The organism is Aeromonas sp. HMWF015 (assembly GCF_963878965.1).
Classification (GTDB): Bacteria; Pseudomonadota; Gammaproteobacteria; order Enterobacterales; family Aeromonadaceae; genus Aeromonas; species Aeromonas veronii.
In genome coordinates this window covers 28,172-42,323 of record NZ_CAWNZT010000096.1, presented here as the reverse complement: position 1 = coordinate 42,323, position 14,152 = coordinate 28,172, and the positions used below count along the sequence as shown (strand labels likewise).

Annotated in this window: 13 protein-coding genes and 1 pseudogene; 6 read left to right on the top strand and 8 right to left on the bottom strand. The window is 59.5% G+C overall.

Translation table 11 applies throughout. The annotated features are described in order from the left end of the window. From AACS18_RS04550 to AACS18_RS04525, 6 genes are all read right to left on the bottom strand, one after another. On the bottom strand, positions 1-935 hold a 935-nt coding region (locus AACS18_RS04550), incomplete at its 3' end, for a TRAP transporter permease (protein WP_146184850.1). A 103-nt stretch (positions 936-1,038) separates the two neighbouring features. Further along, positions 1,039-2,010 carry a TAXI family TRAP transporter solute-binding subunit gene (locus AACS18_RS04545; protein ID WP_005339950.1) on the bottom strand — a complete coding sequence of 324 codons (972 nt, stop codon included), beginning with the start codon at positions 2,008-2,010 and terminating at the stop codon, positions 1,039-1,041. Between the two features lie 404 nt (positions 2,011-2,414). Next, positions 2,415-4,568 (bottom strand): S9 family peptidase, encoded by a 2,154-nt coding sequence (locus AACS18_RS04540; RefSeq protein WP_181363408.1) that lies wholly within the window; start codon positions 4,566-4,568, stop codon positions 2,415-2,417. Positions 4,569-4,802: 234 nt separating this feature from the next. Continuing rightward, positions 4,803-5,234: a DUF411 domain-containing protein gene (locus AACS18_RS04535; RefSeq protein WP_005348551.1), complete on the bottom strand. Its 432-nt coding sequence runs from the start codon at positions 5,232-5,234 to the stop codon at positions 4,803-4,805. 46 nt (positions 5,235-5,280) lie between these two features. Further along, positions 5,281-5,604 carry a hypothetical protein gene (locus AACS18_RS04530; protein WP_108613802.1) on the bottom strand — a complete coding sequence of 108 codons (324 nt, stop codon included), beginning with the start codon at positions 5,602-5,604 and terminating at the stop codon, positions 5,281-5,283. A gap of 88 nt (positions 5,605-5,692) precedes the next feature. Next, the gene (locus tag AACS18_RS04525; RefSeq protein WP_005348556.1) at positions 5,693-6,415 is read right to left on the bottom strand and encodes an SDR family oxidoreductase; all 723 of its coding nucleotides are present in this window, start codon (positions 6,413-6,415) and stop codon (positions 5,693-5,695) included. A gap of 142 nt (positions 6,416-6,557) precedes the next feature. Here AACS18_RS04525 and AACS18_RS04520 point away from each other — a divergent pair, with 142 nt between their 5' ends. The 5 genes from AACS18_RS04520 to AACS18_RS04500 all read left to right on the top strand — a co-directional run bounded on the left by AACS18_RS04520 (position 6,558) and on the right by AACS18_RS04500 (position 11,679). Next, positions 6,558-7,400 carry a LysR family transcriptional regulator gene (locus AACS18_RS04520; protein WP_108613801.1) on the top strand — a complete coding sequence of 281 codons (843 nt, stop codon included), beginning with the start codon at positions 6,558-6,560 and terminating at the stop codon, positions 7,398-7,400. Positions 7,401-7,501: 101 nt separating this feature from the next. Then, on the top strand, positions 7,502-8,098 hold the full coding sequence (kefF, locus tag AACS18_RS04515) for a glutathione-regulated potassium-efflux system oxidoreductase KefF (RefSeq protein WP_108613800.1): 597 nt from the start codon (positions 7,502-7,504) through the stop codon (positions 8,096-8,098). A 67-nt stretch (positions 8,099-8,165) separates the two neighbouring features. Beyond that, complete coding sequence (locus AACS18_RS04510; protein ID WP_108541699.1) at positions 8,166-10,022, top strand: monovalent cation:proton antiporter-2 (CPA2) family protein; 1,857 nt, start codon at positions 8,166-8,168, stop codon at positions 10,020-10,022. Then, positions 10,019-10,405, top strand: a complete 387-nt coding sequence (locus tag AACS18_RS04505; RefSeq protein ID WP_108613799.1) for a SirB2 family protein — start codon at positions 10,019-10,021, stop codon at positions 10,403-10,405. Before AACS18_RS04510 ends, AACS18_RS04505 begins: the two co-directional genes overlap by 4 nt. Positions 10,406-10,692: 287 nt before the next feature. Next, a complete protein-coding gene (locus tag AACS18_RS04500; RefSeq protein WP_005339987.1) occupies positions 10,693-11,679 on the top strand; it encodes a helix-turn-helix transcriptional regulator in 987 nt (328 codons plus the stop codon). A gap of 854 nt (positions 11,680-12,533) precedes the next feature. On the opposite strand, the gene AACS18_RS04495 is transcribed toward AACS18_RS04500, so the two are convergent. Next, a complete protein-coding gene (locus AACS18_RS04495) occupies positions 12,534-12,845 on the bottom strand; it encodes a DUF1145 domain-containing protein (RefSeq protein WP_005342853.1) in 312 nt (103 codons plus the stop codon). Positions 12,846-12,949: 104 nt separating this feature from the next. Then, positions 12,950-13,579 carry a 16S rRNA (guanine(966)-N(2))-methyltransferase RsmD gene (rsmD, locus tag AACS18_RS04490; protein ID WP_021231566.1) on the bottom strand — a complete coding sequence of 210 codons (630 nt, stop codon included), beginning with the start codon at positions 13,577-13,579 and terminating at the stop codon, positions 12,950-12,952. 110 nt (positions 13,580-13,689) lie between these two features. On the opposite strand from rsmD, the pseudogene AACS18_RS23065 reads away from it, so the two are divergent. Beyond that, positions 13,690-14,152: pseudogene (locus tag AACS18_RS23065) on the top strand (signal recognition particle-docking protein FtsY); the annotation flags it as partial.

Sequence of the window (14,152 nt, the reverse complement as noted above, 5' to 3'; positions counted from 1 at the left end):
ACATAGGGGATGCCCACGTATTCGACCATCAGGAAAGCCGCAGCACCCATCACAGGTGGCATGATCTGGCCGTTGACCGAGGAGGCCACTTCCACCGCCCCCGCCTTCTCTGAACTGAAGCCCACCTTTTTCATCATCGGGATGGTGAAGGTGCCGGTGGTCACCACGTTGGCAATCGACGAGCCGGAGATGAGACCGGTGAGGCCGGAGGCGACCACTGCCGCCTTGGCTGGGCCGCCGCGCAGGTGACCGAGCAGGCTGAAGGCGAGCTGGATAAAGTAGTGACCGGCACCGGCCCGCTCCAGCAGGGCGCCGAACAGCACGAACAGGAACACGAAGCTGGTGGAGACGCCAAGGGCGATGCCGAATACCCCTTCAGTGGTGATCCACTGGTGGTTGGCCAGCGCGGTAAAGCCTACCCCGCGATGTGCCAGCAGTCCCGGCATCCAGGGGCCCGCCAGGCTGTAGATCAGAAAGACGATAGCGATGACCGCCAGTGCCGGCCCCAGGGCGCGGCGCGCCGCTTCCAGCAGCAGCGGAATGCCGATGCAGGCGGTCACCAGATCGGCGGTGGTGAGGGTGCCGGGACGCAGCGCCAGTGCTTCATACATCACAAACAGGTAAGAGGCGGCGCCCGCAGCAATCAGGCCGAGGGCGATATCGCCGAGGGGCACCCGATCCCGCGGTGAGGAGCGAAATGCCGGGAACACCAGAAACGCCAGCAACAGGGCGAAGGTGAGGTGAATGGAGCGGGTTTCGGTGTCATTGAGTACGCCAAACCCCACCATGAAGGGGAGTGGCGAGGCGATCCAGAGCTGGAACAGCGACCAGGCCAGCGCCAGTGCTGTGATGATCCAGCCCAGCGGGCCCAGCGGCAGGCGAGCACCCACATCCTGGGCGATCAGTTCCTCGGTAGAGAGTTGTTTATCTTGCATAGGGTTAACTTGTGCCAACGAGTACAACAAGAGCGACACCCGCCCCCGCAATCAGGCGGCAGACGGGTGTCGAAGAGAGTGACAAAGGCCCCGGGGCCTTCAATCAGAGCCAGCCGCGCTCTTTGTAGTAGCGGGCAGCCCCTTCATGCAGCGGTGCAGAGAGACCTACCTTGATCATGTCGGCCTCTTTCAGGTCGGCAAAGGCAGGGTGCAGGCGCTTGAAGCGATCCAGGTTGTCAAACACCGACTTGACCAGCTGATAGACCACTTCCGGATCAGTTTTGGCGCTGGTGGAGAGCACCGCTTTGCCACCGATGGAGGGGGTCGGCTTGTCGCTGCCCTTGTAGATGCCGCCCGGGATCTCGGCCTTGCTGTAGTAGCTCTTCTCGGCCAGCAGTTTGTCGATGTCGGCGCCGGTCACAGGTACCAATACCGCATCAGTGGTGGTGGAGGCTTCCTGAATGGCACCGTTCGGGTGACCGACGAAGTAGCTCATGGCGTCGATGTTGTTGTCACCGAGGGCGGAGGCCTGTTCGGCCGGTTTCAGCTCGGAGACCAGACCGAAGTCACCCTTCTTCCAGCCTTTGACCGCCATGATCTCTTCCATGGTGTCACGCTGGCCAGAGCCCGGGTTGCCGATGTTGACGCGCTTGCCTTTCAGATCGTCGAAGCTGGCGATCTTGGCATCGCGGCGAGCCAGAATGGTGAACACCTCGCTCTGCAGGGAGAAGACGGCGCGCATATCGTCCATGGCCCCTTCGGCCTGGAACGGTGGCAGCCCTTTCATCGCCTTGAACTGGTGGTCGGATTGCATGATGCCGAAGTTGAATTCACCGCTGCGGATGCCGTTGACGTTGGCAACACCACCGCCACTTGCCGGGGCGTTGCACTTGATCTGGTGATCGGCAGCGCCGCGATTGAGGAAGCGGCAGATGGACTGGCCAGCGACATAGTAGACGCCGGTCTGACCGCCGGTGCCTATGGTCACGAAGCGCTCCTGCGCTTGTACCGGACCACCGAATGAGACTCCGACCAGAGCTGCCGACAGGGCGCACGCCAAAGTTAATCCTTTCATCTATTCCATCCTTTTCATTGATTTATCTCACCCGTTCCACGGGTGAATGTGCGGTCAAGTCCCGTTCTGCGCCGAGCTTGCCGATAGGGCCTCGTACGAGGAAAGGTCAGGCTGTTACCCCCTCCCAAAAAAAGCCACCATCATCCTGCGGTGAGATAACCGGCGTCCTGCCAGCAGAAGATAATTTGGCCCCAGAGGGGCCAAATAAAAAGCGATAACGACTTCGATTAAGCACATTACACCAACACAAATCAAACAAAACGGCAAAAAAGCAGCGTTAAATATTGAAAAGTTTGATGTCGGTCATCAATTTTTTGATCGGAGATTAATTCGACGGGTATGGCGGGGAGTGATGGGGGATTCTTATGCGGCCCTTGCGTGACAAGGGCCGGGGTCATGATGGATCAGTTGGCCGGGGTGGCCAGATCCAGGATAAAAGCGTATTCCAGCGCGATATCCTCGTAGGCTTTGAAGCGGCCCGACTTGCCGCCGTGGCCGGCGTCCATGTCAGTGTTCAGTAACAACTTGTTATCATCCGTCTTCAGCTCGCGCAGCTTGGCGACCCACTTGGCGGGCTCCCAATACTGTACTTGCGAGTCGTGCAGCCCGGTGGTGACCAGCAGGTTGGGGTAGGCTTGCGCCTTCACCTGATCGTAGGGGCTGTAGCTCTTCATGTAGTCGTAGTAGCGCTTCTGGTTCGGGTTGCCCCACTCGTCATACTCCCCGGTGGTGAGGGGAATCGACTCGTCCAGCATGGTGGTGACCACATCGACGAACGGCACCTGCGCCACCACGCCGCGATAGAGTTCAGGCGCCTGATTGATGACCGCTCCCATCAGCAGACCACCGGCGCTGCCGCCCATGGCGTAGACCTGATCTTTGGCACCGTAGCCTTGCTCAACCAGCGCCTTGGTGACATCGATGAAGTCATTGAAGGTGTTCTGCTTTTTCAGCAGTTTGCCATCTTCGTACCAGTGACGGCCCAGCTCTTCGCCACCCCGGATATGAGCGATGGCGTAGACGAAGCCGCGATCCAGCAGGCTCAGGCGCGAGCTGCTGAAGTCGGGATCCATGCTGGCGCCGTAGGATCCATAGCCATAGACCAGCAGCGGATTCTTGGGCGCATCAGCTTGCTCTTTCTTGAACTTGTCCTTGCGATAGACCAGCGACACCGGCACCGATACGCCGTCGCGGGCGGTCACCCAGAGTCGCTCGCTGGCGTACTGATCGGCCTTGAAGCCGGCCACCGGCTGCTGCTTGAGCAGGGTGCGCTTGCCGCTCGCCATATCCAGCTCATAAGTGGAGGCGGGGGTGGTCATGGAGGAGTAGCCATAACGCAGGGCGCTGGTATCTGGCTCCGGGTTGTAGGCGAGCCAGGTGACATAGGCGGGATCGTCGAAGGCGATCTCCTTCTCGTCACCGCTCTGCCAGTTGATCTGGCGCAGTCGGGTCAGCCCCTTGTTGCGCTCTTCCAATACCAGCCAATCCTTGAACAGGGCGTAGCTCTCCAGCAGCACGTCCGGATTGGGGGCAATCACCGCCTTCCAGCGATCGACCGGGCTCTCCTTGGTCTCGTAGAGGCCGAAGTTCTTGCCGTCCTTGTTGGAGCGCACATAGAAGCGGCCGCGGTAGTGATCCAGGCTGTATTCGTGATCCACCTGACGGGGCAGGAACAGGCGGGGGGCGTGCTCCGGCTGGTTGGCATCGATCAGCCGTGCTTCGCCGGTAGTCGTGCTGGAGAGAGCGATGACGATGAAATCTTCCGAGGTGGTGGCGTAGAGGCTGACGTAGAAGGAGTCATCCTTCTCCTCGTAGACCAGCTTGTCCGTGGCCGGATCCGTCCCGAGCGTATGGCGATAGACCTGGTACGGCAGCAGGGTCTGCGGGTGCTTGCGCACATAGAAGACGGTCTTGTTGTCGTTGGCCCACACCAGATTGCCGGAGGTGTTCTCCAGCGTGTCGGCGGCCCACTTGCCGCTCTCCAGATCGAGGAACTGGATCTGGTACTGACGGCGGGAGAGGAAATCTTCCGCCACCGCCAGCCAGCGGTTGTTGCGGCTCACTTCAAGGGCGCCGAGGGCATAGAACTCGTGCCCTTCAGCCCGCAGGTTGCTGTCGAGCAGCAGACTCGCCTGCTCTTCACCGAGCTTGGTGCGCGAATAGATCCCGTACTCCTTGCCCGGCTCATAGCGGGTCTGGTAGCGGTAGCCGTTCTTCACATAGGGTACCGACTCATCCTGCTGGGGGATGCGGGCCACCATCTCTTTATAGAGTTGTTCGCGCAGGGGCTGGGTCGGCTTGAGCATGGCCTCGGTGTAGGCGTTCTCGGCCTCGAGGTATTGCAACACTTCCGGCGCCTGACGCTGGTCGTCGCGCAGCCAGTAGTAGTTGTCGATGCGGGTATCCCCGTGTTTTTTCAGGGTGCGGGGATGTTTGGCGGCCACGGGCGGCTGGATTGGATGTTCGCTTGTCAGCATGGCGGGCTCTTCATTGGCATAAGTGGGGGGGAGAACTGTCAGAAAGGCTAGCAGCAGAACTCCTCGGGAAAAGGTAAACATGTCGCATCCTTGGCGCTGGAAAGGGTTGGTAGACCTGAGCATCGGCTCCATGAATTGGCATTAAATCTGCCCCTTGTTGCCGGTGGTTGCAAGCAATCCCTTGTTATTGCAGGAAATGTAATCAAAAAAAGCCGCTATCTCGCGATAGCGGCCCTCTTTCTGGCCATGAGCGGCAAGAGTCCGCTCAGGTGTGCCTCACATGATATGGGAGTGCCCTCTCATGACCAGTTTTCGTCAGCCGGGGTAGCTCGACCAGCGGTTGGTCGCGCCCTCGTTGCTGATACTCAGTACCTCATAGGGATGACCCGGAATATCCATGCCCGGCGCACTCTGGGGCATGCCCGGAATGGTCAGGCCACGGATCGCCGGTTTTTCCCTGAGCAGCTTCTGCACGTCGGCGGCCGGTACATGCCCCTCGATCACATAGCCATTGACGATACCGGTATGGCAGGAAGCCAGTTCCGGCGCGATACCGTATTGCTGCTTCACTGCGCCGAGCTGTTCGGTTTCGATAACGTCCAGTTCGAAGCCATTCTGCTCCATGTGCTCGTTCCAGCTTTGGCAGCAGCCACAATATTTGGATTTGTAGACGGTCATCTTCTCGGCCGCGAGGGCCGAAAAGCTGACGGTACCGGCCAGCATGGCCAGTAACAGGGGTTTGTACATCACTCACCTCAGATTGAAAGAAAAGATGCCCGATACGGGATGCGTTTCAGATCCGGGTGCGTGGGGGACGTTCGAGCCGCTCGCACGGGGCGTCCGGCATAAAGAGAGAGGGGGAGGCGAAGTCGGGGGTATCCGGTTCCAGCATGGCGACCGTCAGGCTGTCGCTGCCCACCAGCGTCATCGAGAGGGCGGTGGTAAAGCTGCCGCAGGGCATCGCTTTTTCCAGAGTGCGTTCGCTCTGGCTGCAGTGGGTGGTCAGGGTACAGAGGTCGGTTGCGGCCCGGCTGCCAAACGACATTAACACCAGCACCAGACTCCACAAGGGGAGCCAGCGACGGGCGTGAGCGAGTTGGCGACGGGTGAGAACCATGGAATGACTCGAAAATAACAAGGGGCACATGGTAACCCTGTGCCCCGGGGGAGGGTCAAGCCCTCCCCATGGTGTCAGTCAGCCCGTATTAAGGTTGCTGACGGGTGGCCGCCAGCACGATCTCGCGCACGCAGACGTTGGCAGGCTGGTTCCAGGCGTAGAGCACGGCATCGGCGATCACTTCCGGCGCAATGACGCCGCCCATCTGATCTTTCCAGTCGTGGTAACCGGCCTTGATGCTCTCGTCGGTGGTATGGCTGAGCAGTTCGGTCTCGACCGCACCCGGGGCAATGGTCACCATCCGCACGCCCACATCAGCCACCTCTTCCCGGATGTTCTCGGTCAGGGCGTGCACGGCGAACTTGGTGGCGCAGTAAGCGGCATGGTTCGGGAAGGTCTTGCGACCGGCGATGGAGCTGATGTTGATGATGGTACCGCTGCGGCGCTCCTTCATGCCTGCCAGCACTGCGTGCACGCCGTTCAGCACACCCATCACGTTGATGTTGAGCATCTGCTGCCACTCGGCGGGATCCTGCACATCGGCTTGACCCAGCAGCATGACGCCGGCGTTGTTGACCATACAGCCGACCGGGCCAAATTTGGCTTCTGCCTGCTGGACGGCGGCTTTCATGGCGGCGGTGTCGGTCACATCGACCCCGATGCAGAGGGTATCGGGCAGATTCAGTGCCTGCATCGGCTCGACCCGGCGGGCCAGCAGCAGCAGCGGATGACCGGCGGCAGAGAAGGCACGGGCGATGGCGGCACCGATCCCGGCGGAGGCGCCGGTGATCACGACGAGAGATTTGGACATGGGTCTTTCCTTCTGATTCAAGAGTCGGTTTGAGCAAACAGGTGGCTGGCCAGCACGGAACCCAATCACTATAGTCACTGCATCTATAAGTGATAAATATTGTTTTCAGCTGGTTATCATCTGAAAAAACTATGGTTGGTTTATGCTGGACTTGAGATTGCTGCGTTTCTTCATCGCCATCTATGAAGAGAAGAACATCACGGCGGCGGCCGAGCGCTGCCACGTCAGCCAGCCCTCCCTCTCGGCGGGGCTGCGCCAGCTGGAAGAGGCGCTCGGTGACAGCCTGTTTGTCCGGGGCAAGAAGGGGGTGGTGGCGAAAGATCCGGCCCACTATCTCTATCCTCACGCGGTCAAGCTGGTGGAGGAGGCGCGCCGTTTGCCGGAGCTGTTTCGCCAGAAAGCGACGCGTGCGAGGCTCAATATCGCCATCATGCCGGACTTGAGTCGCCGCCGGGTGGCCGGGCTGTTGCAGCAAGTGCAGGGCGTGTTGCCGCAGCTGGATCTAACCCTCTCCGACTACACCACCCCCGCCGACTGCTGCTTGACGCTGGATGCTTTGCGCCGGGAGGACGAGATCTTTCTGCCGCTGTGGGAGGAGGATTACGTGCTCTGCGTGCCGGTCGACCATCCCCTTGCAAGTCGCGAAAGGAGCGAGCTGTCCGAGCTGCAACATTATGATTTTATTGAGTGCCCGCCCTGCGAAGCCCATCAGCAGACTATCGGCCTGCTGGCCTGTGACCGGCTTACCCTCAATCTGGTGGCCAAGGCCGAGAGCAAGGGGCTGGTGATGGCGCTGGTGCTGGCTGGGGTTGGCATCAGTTTTCTGCCGGACGGGCTGGTGGAGGATGAGGCGGGTCTCTGTACCCTGCCGGTGAGCGGGCCGCGGATGTTTCGCCGGATTGGGCTCTGCTATCCCGCCCACCAGACCCTCAATCCGGCGCTGCGGGAGCTGATCCCCGAGTTGGCAGGCTATGGCGCTTCCTGATAAGGTCGCTCTCCTGTGCACCTTTACGATGCAGCTCCCCAGACTCCCCTTTTCTGTTTACCTCGCCTTGCACCGCAAGGCTTTGTTCGGGTGATGTGGTCATGAAACGCATTCTGGTTATTTTTTCCCATCCCGCGCTGCAGAGCTCGCGGGCCAACAAGCAGCTGTTGCAGGCGATTGAGGGGCTGGAGGGGGTCACGGTTCACGACCTCTATCAGCACTATCCCGACATGTTTATCGATGTGAAGCGGGAGCAGGCGCTGCTCTGTGATCATGACATCATTGTCTTTCAGCACCCGTTTTACTGGTACTCCTGTCCGGCCATCATGAAAGAGTGGATGGATCTGGTGCTGGAGTATGGCTACGCCTACGGCCCCGAAGCCCACGCCCTCAAGGGCAAGCAGTGGCTGAGCGCCATCACCACCGGCGGGGCGCCGGAGTCCTACTGCAGCGAGGGTTACAACAGCCGACCGCTGCTCGATTTTCTGCTGCCATTTCAGCAGGCTGCCACCTTGTGCGGCATGAACTGGCTGCCCCCTTTCGTGCTGCACTCCTTTCACAAGATCAAGGATCCCGCCGCCCTGCGCCGTTGCGGTCAGGACTACCGCCAGCTGCTTTGCGCCCTGCGTGACGATCAGCTGACCTCGGAGCAACTGGCCGGGCGTCCTTATCTGCGCGACTTGCTGGAGGTGCTCTGATGAAACACGGGCAGCTTGTTGGCCGTGCTTATGAGTCGGCTCAGACGTTCAAACGGAGGGCTGACTGATGGGCCACGGGATCCTGTTTGATGCCTTTATCTATCTCTCCGCCGCCGTTATCGCGGTGCCGCTGGCCAAGCGCTGGGGGCTGGGCTCGGTGCTCGGTTATCTGCTGGCGGGAATCATCATTGGCCCCTTCCTGCTGGGGCTGGTGGGGGAGCAGAAGGATGTGATGCACTTCGCCGAGTTTGGCGTGGTGCTGATGCTGTTTCTGGTCGGTCTTGAATTGCGTCCGGCCCTCTTGTGGCAGTTGAAGGGGCCGATCCTCGGCACCGGCGGCCTGCAGGTGCTGCTCACCACGGCGGCACTGACAGGCGTAGCGCACCTGATCGGTCTGCCGCTCCAACAGGGGCTGGCTATCGGCCTCATTCTGGCGCTCTCCTCCACCGCCATCGTGTTGCAGAGCCTGCAGGAGCGTAAGCTGATGCAGAGCGAGAGCGGTCGCTCCGCCTTTGCGGTGCTGCTGTTTCAGGATATTGCGGTCATTCCGATCCTGGCGATCCTGCCGCTGCTGGCCATGGCGCCGGTCGCCAGCAGTGGTGGCTCCGAGCTGGCGGGGTGGCAGCACGGCCTGCTGGTGGTCGCGGCGATCTCCGGCATCGTGCTGGGTGGTCACTACCTGATGCGGCCGGTGTTTCGTGCCATCGCCCAGTCCCACATGCGGGAGATCTTCGTCGCCGCCGCCCTGCTGCTGGTGATCGCCATCGCGGTGCTGATGGAGTCGGTGGGACTCTCGCCTGCTCTTGGCTCCTTCCTGGCCGGTGTGGTGCTGGCCGACAGCGAATATCGCCACGAGCTGGAGGCGGACATTGAGCCGTTCAAGGGCTTGCTGCTCGGCCTGTTCTTTATGTCGGTGGGGGCGGGGATCGATTTTGGCCTGTTTGCCGAGCACCCCTTTCTCATCCCGACGCTGGTGGTTGGTCTGATGGCGCTCAAATGGCTGGTGCTGATGGCGCTCGGCTTTGCCATCCGCATCTCGCCGAGTCAGCGCTGGACCTTTGCGCTGGCGTTGGCGCAAGGGGGCGAGTTTGCCTTCGTGCTCTTCTCGTTTGCCGCCCAGAACCGGGTGCTGCCCGGTGAGACCATCTCGCTGCTGACGCTGGTGGTGGCGCTCTCCATGGCGCTGACCCCGCTGCTGCTGATCCTCAACGATCGGGTGATCCAGCCCTGGTTCGATTACCGTAACCAGAGCGACGCGCCGCAGCATGAGCAACCTGAGCTGGTGGAGCATCCGGTGATCATCGCGGGCTTCGGCCGCTTCGGTCAGATTGTGGGGCGTCTGCTGCATGGTCACGGCATCGGCACCACCATCCTCGAGCAGGATGCCAGCCAGATAGAGACCCTGCGCAAGTATGGTTATCAGGTGTTCTATGGCGATGCCAGCCGGATCGACCTGCTCCATGCCGCCGGGGCGCACAAGGCGAAGCTGCTGGTGCTCTCCATCAACGATCCTGCCACCTCGCTGGCGGTGATCGAGATGGTGCAGAAGCACTTCCCGCACCTGAAGATCCTGGCGCGAGCGCTGGATCGGCCCCATGCCCACGAGATCCTGCGCCACGGGGTCGAGAGCGTGCACCGGGAAACCCTGGGCTCGGCGGTCGATCTGGGGGTGGAAGCCCTGACCCAGCTCGGTTTCCGGGCCAACCAGGCCTGGCGGGCGGGGCAGACCTTCAAGCAGCACGATAACTGGCTGTTGCGTGAGCAGGTCAACTATCTGGACGACGAACACACTTATATCAACAAGAGCCTGCAATACCGGGAGATCCTCTCCGATCTGTTGCAAGACGACGAGGAGGGGCAGGAGCGTATCCATGCCCACAACTGGAACAGCGGGCTACCCGACGACGACAAGGAAGCAAAATGATTGCCTATTACCCCATGTTAAAACACCTGCATATGACGCTGGCGCTGGTCAGTCTGCTGCTCTTTATCTATCGCTGGAGTCTGGCACTGGCCGGCAGCGATCGGTTGCAGCAGAAGTGGCTGAAGATCCTGCCGCATATCAACGACACCTTCCTGCTGCTGTTTGGTGTGTTGCTGGCGGTGGCCTTGCAGTTGAGCCCGGGTCAACAACCCTGGCTGATGGCCAAGCTGATTGCACTGGTGCTCTATATCGGTCTGGGTGTCATGGCGCTCAAGCGCCCGGCCCGCGGTCAGAAGCTGGTGGCCGGTGTGGCAGCGCTGGCGGTGTTTGGCTACATGGTCGGAGCGGCCATCACCAAGTCAGCCTGGTCGTGGCTTATGTGAGCAAAAGGGGAGAGTTATGCTCTCCCCTGAAATCATATTCTAAGATGAATTAATTAATCGGAGTTTTATGCTAACAATAAATCGCAACATAGAACTTTCATTTGAGGGATTTTTGGCTAATTTTAGCCTCCAGCGGCTCCTTTTTTGAGTGCATTGTCTTTGTAAATCAATTGGTTAGTGTGTTTTGTATGAAAATGGCGACAGTTGTCGCAGCAAAACTTGCGACATAGACTGTCGCAAGTCACGACTAGCATACAGTCAACGCTAAACCAGTGAAGGCAAGCACCATGAGCAAGAAGCTGTTACGACAACTGACCTTGGCGCGTTGCATCCCGCACCGCCCTTACAAGCTGACCGCCAGCCAACTCCAGGTAAAACTGGAAGAGGAAGGCATCCACGTCAGTCTGCGTACCGTGCAACGGGACCTGGAGGAAATGTCCGGCATGGGACTGTTCGACCTCACCTCGGACGAGCGCAGCAAACCCCATGGCTGGTGCTTCGAGCGCCACGGCCTCAACGACTTTGCCAATATCATGCCGCTCTCGCTGGCGGTGGCCCTGAAAACCTGGAGTGATCAGGCGAGCCAACTGTTGCCGGCGAGTGTACTGACTGAATTGAACCCGCTGGTCGACAAGGCGAGCCAGGTGATCCGCGACAGCCAGAGTGAACTGGCCGAGCGCTGGCTGGAGAGTGTCCACCAGTCACCGCGTCCGTTTGCCGGCAACCCGGAGATCCGCCGCAGCACCCTGATCCGCGATGCGCTCTGGCGTGGTCGCAAGTTCAGTGCCGAGATCCAGCGCGTGATCAAAGAGCGCACCGTATGGCTCTGCTACGACCGTATCAACCCGCTCGGCATTCTCAATCAGCCGGACGGTCCGATCCTGCTCTGCACTCTGTCCGAGCTGGATCCCAAGGTCTACGGCATCCCGTTTGACCATATCAAGAACGTGGAGCTGACCAACTTCAGCGCCACCCAGCCGAAGGATTTCAATATCCAGAAGCTGATCCGCGATCAGGGCTATCAGGATGTGAGCGGCCCGATCCGCTTCGTCGGTCGGATCGATGCCAACAGCCAGTCGCTGGTGGATAACCAGATCCCCGGCAATAATCCGCGCATGACCCGCTATGACAAGCGCAGCGTGGTGGTGGAGACCGAAGTGCAGGACACCCCGGAGTTTCGCAGCTGGTTGAACAACATCGGCGGTGAACTGGAGGTGCTGGCACCGGAATCGTTGCGCAAGGCCTATCTCAATCCGGCCAACCGCTTGAGCTGATTAAAAAATTGGAATGTTGAAGAGTCGAGCCTGGTCTCGGCTCTTTTTTTGCGGTTTTTTTAAGCATATTTATTCAACTAATTTTTAAGTCTTAACGTCAGGATTGAACCGTTTTCCTGCTCCGTTTTTGGGGGCGAAACACGTGTAAGAGATCTGCCATAGCGACTGTAAGAGGCTGGCGCTTTGAGCCGTACGCGAAGCCATGCCAGAATGATCGAGCTTTCCCGTGAAACTAAATAACTAACTGATATTAAAGGGTTAGTTTTTAAGTTTGTATTTTGGGATGGGAGCTGCATCGGATCTTTATCATTGGATGGCCCTTGTTCGGGGGGCGCATTTCCTTAGTATGGGTCTCACAAGGACGGAGCTGGTCCGGCAGGATGCAGGGCAGCGCATAAAGATGGAATAGTCCGCAGGATGTGGACAAGGGATACCTCAGGATGAGTTCGATAATCAGGATGGTTATCGTCACGGATGAATAAAGGAACACCGCGGGATGCGGCAGGACACTCTCGGGATGGGAGCAGAACGAACGGAACCTCGTTCTTCAGGATGAACAGGACCTCGCCGGATGCGAGAGGAATACTTCAGGATGAAGTGAGATAACCCGGATGGTTATCTGTCAGGAAGACGCAAGGAACCCCACAGGACGTGGTAATGGACACCTCCAGGATGGAGACAGTGAAGCAGTTCAAGATGAATTGCCAGGCTAGGAACGCCGCAGGACACGCCAACGGATTGGAAAGGGGATATTCCAAAGGATTAGGATAACGTCAGGGATTGCAGGGAGCATTGCAGTTCTACGGACAGGACGACACGACTCTAGGGGACGGCTACCGCCGTCCCCTTTTCTTTTATGGTTTGTCCGAGAGATTGCCGCGCTGGGCGGCGTTGACGATCTCTTGCAGGCGCTGACGAATGTCGACCATGCCAAACACGCCAAATATCAGCACAGTGACAAATTCGGCCTTGGTGACAGCGAAGTAGCGTTTGCAAGCTGCCTTGATCATGCTGGCCTGCAGCCAGTGCAGCAGGGCGACGATCACGCCGCAGACCGGCAGAAAGCCGTTGAGTTTGCCGGGCAGCGGGGCAATCAGGCTCACCAGCACGCCAAACCAGAAGAACAATATCAGCCCCATCGCCAACAGATTAAAGACCCGCTTCATTGTTTACCTCCCGTAGATAGAGTTGATAACAGACCTGACCTGCCTGCTTGTCCTTGAGCCATTGTCCAAATTGACGGGGAGGGCCACTGCGCCCATCCCCCCCTTTAAACTGCAGCGTCATTCTTGGTGTCCCGCAGATAGAGCTGGTAGCAGACTTGGCCTGCCTGCTTGTCCTTGAGTAGTTGCCAGCTGGCGGGCAGCGCCAGATCGGCCATCTCCTTCTCCCGCTCCAGATAGATGAGGGCGTCCGGCGCCAGCCAGCCGCGCTGCTCCAGCAGTTCGCACACTTGCGGCAGCAGCTCGCGGCGAAAGGGCGGATCGAGGAACACCAAATCAAACGGCGTGGCCGGGCCTTGTAGCCAGCTCACTGCATCTGACTGGATCACCTGACCCTGACTGCTGCCGAGGGCTGTCAGGTTCTTCTTGATCTGGTCGGCGGCCCCCTTGTCCATTTCGATCAGGGTCACCTGCTCGGCATAGCGCGATAGCGCCTCCAGTCCGAGTCCGCCGCTACCGGCAAACAGATCCAGGCAGCGGGTGCCACGAATGTGGGGGGCCAGCCAGTTGAAGATGGTCTCCTTGACGCGATCCGTGGTGGGTCTGAGCCCCTCCACATCCTTGACCGGCAATTTGCGGCCTCGCCACTGGCCGCTGATGATTCTTACAAAGCCCGATTTTCCTTGCGGGGCGGGACTCTTGCTCGGGTTGCTACGGCTGGATTTCACTCTGGGCATCGCGTTTCATCGTCAGAAAATAAAGTGGTAGTATAAGGCGGTTCATTTTTATGCCGACCCGCCAAGGGACGGCTATCTTAGCAGTCAGCCTTTGATGTGAGTATTTTTAGATGGCAAAAGGTTTGTTTTCCTGGCTGGGTTTCGGCCGCAAGAAAGAAGAGGCTGAGGCTGTCCAACCACAGACACCCCAAGCCACCCCCGTTACCGTTGAGCCCGAGGTCACTGCTCCCCCCGCTCCCGTTTCCGATACAACTGTTTCCGATAGTACGCTGGCCGTTGCCCCCGAAGTGCCTGCCAGCGCACAGAATCCCGTTTTGCAAGATGATTGCTGCCTGCCGACCGAGCTGGACGACCACGGCCCACTGGTGGTGGAGGAGTGCGCTTCCGACCTGGAGCCGGTGATCGTCAACGAAGCGCTGATCGCCGAAGAGGAGCGTGCCGCTGAAGCCGCTCGCATTGCTGCTGACGCCCGCGCCGCGGAAGAGGCTCGTATCGCTGCCGAAGCCCGTGCTGCGGAAGAGGCTCGTATCGCCGCCGAAGTCCGTGCTGCGGAAGAGGCTCGTATCGCTGCCG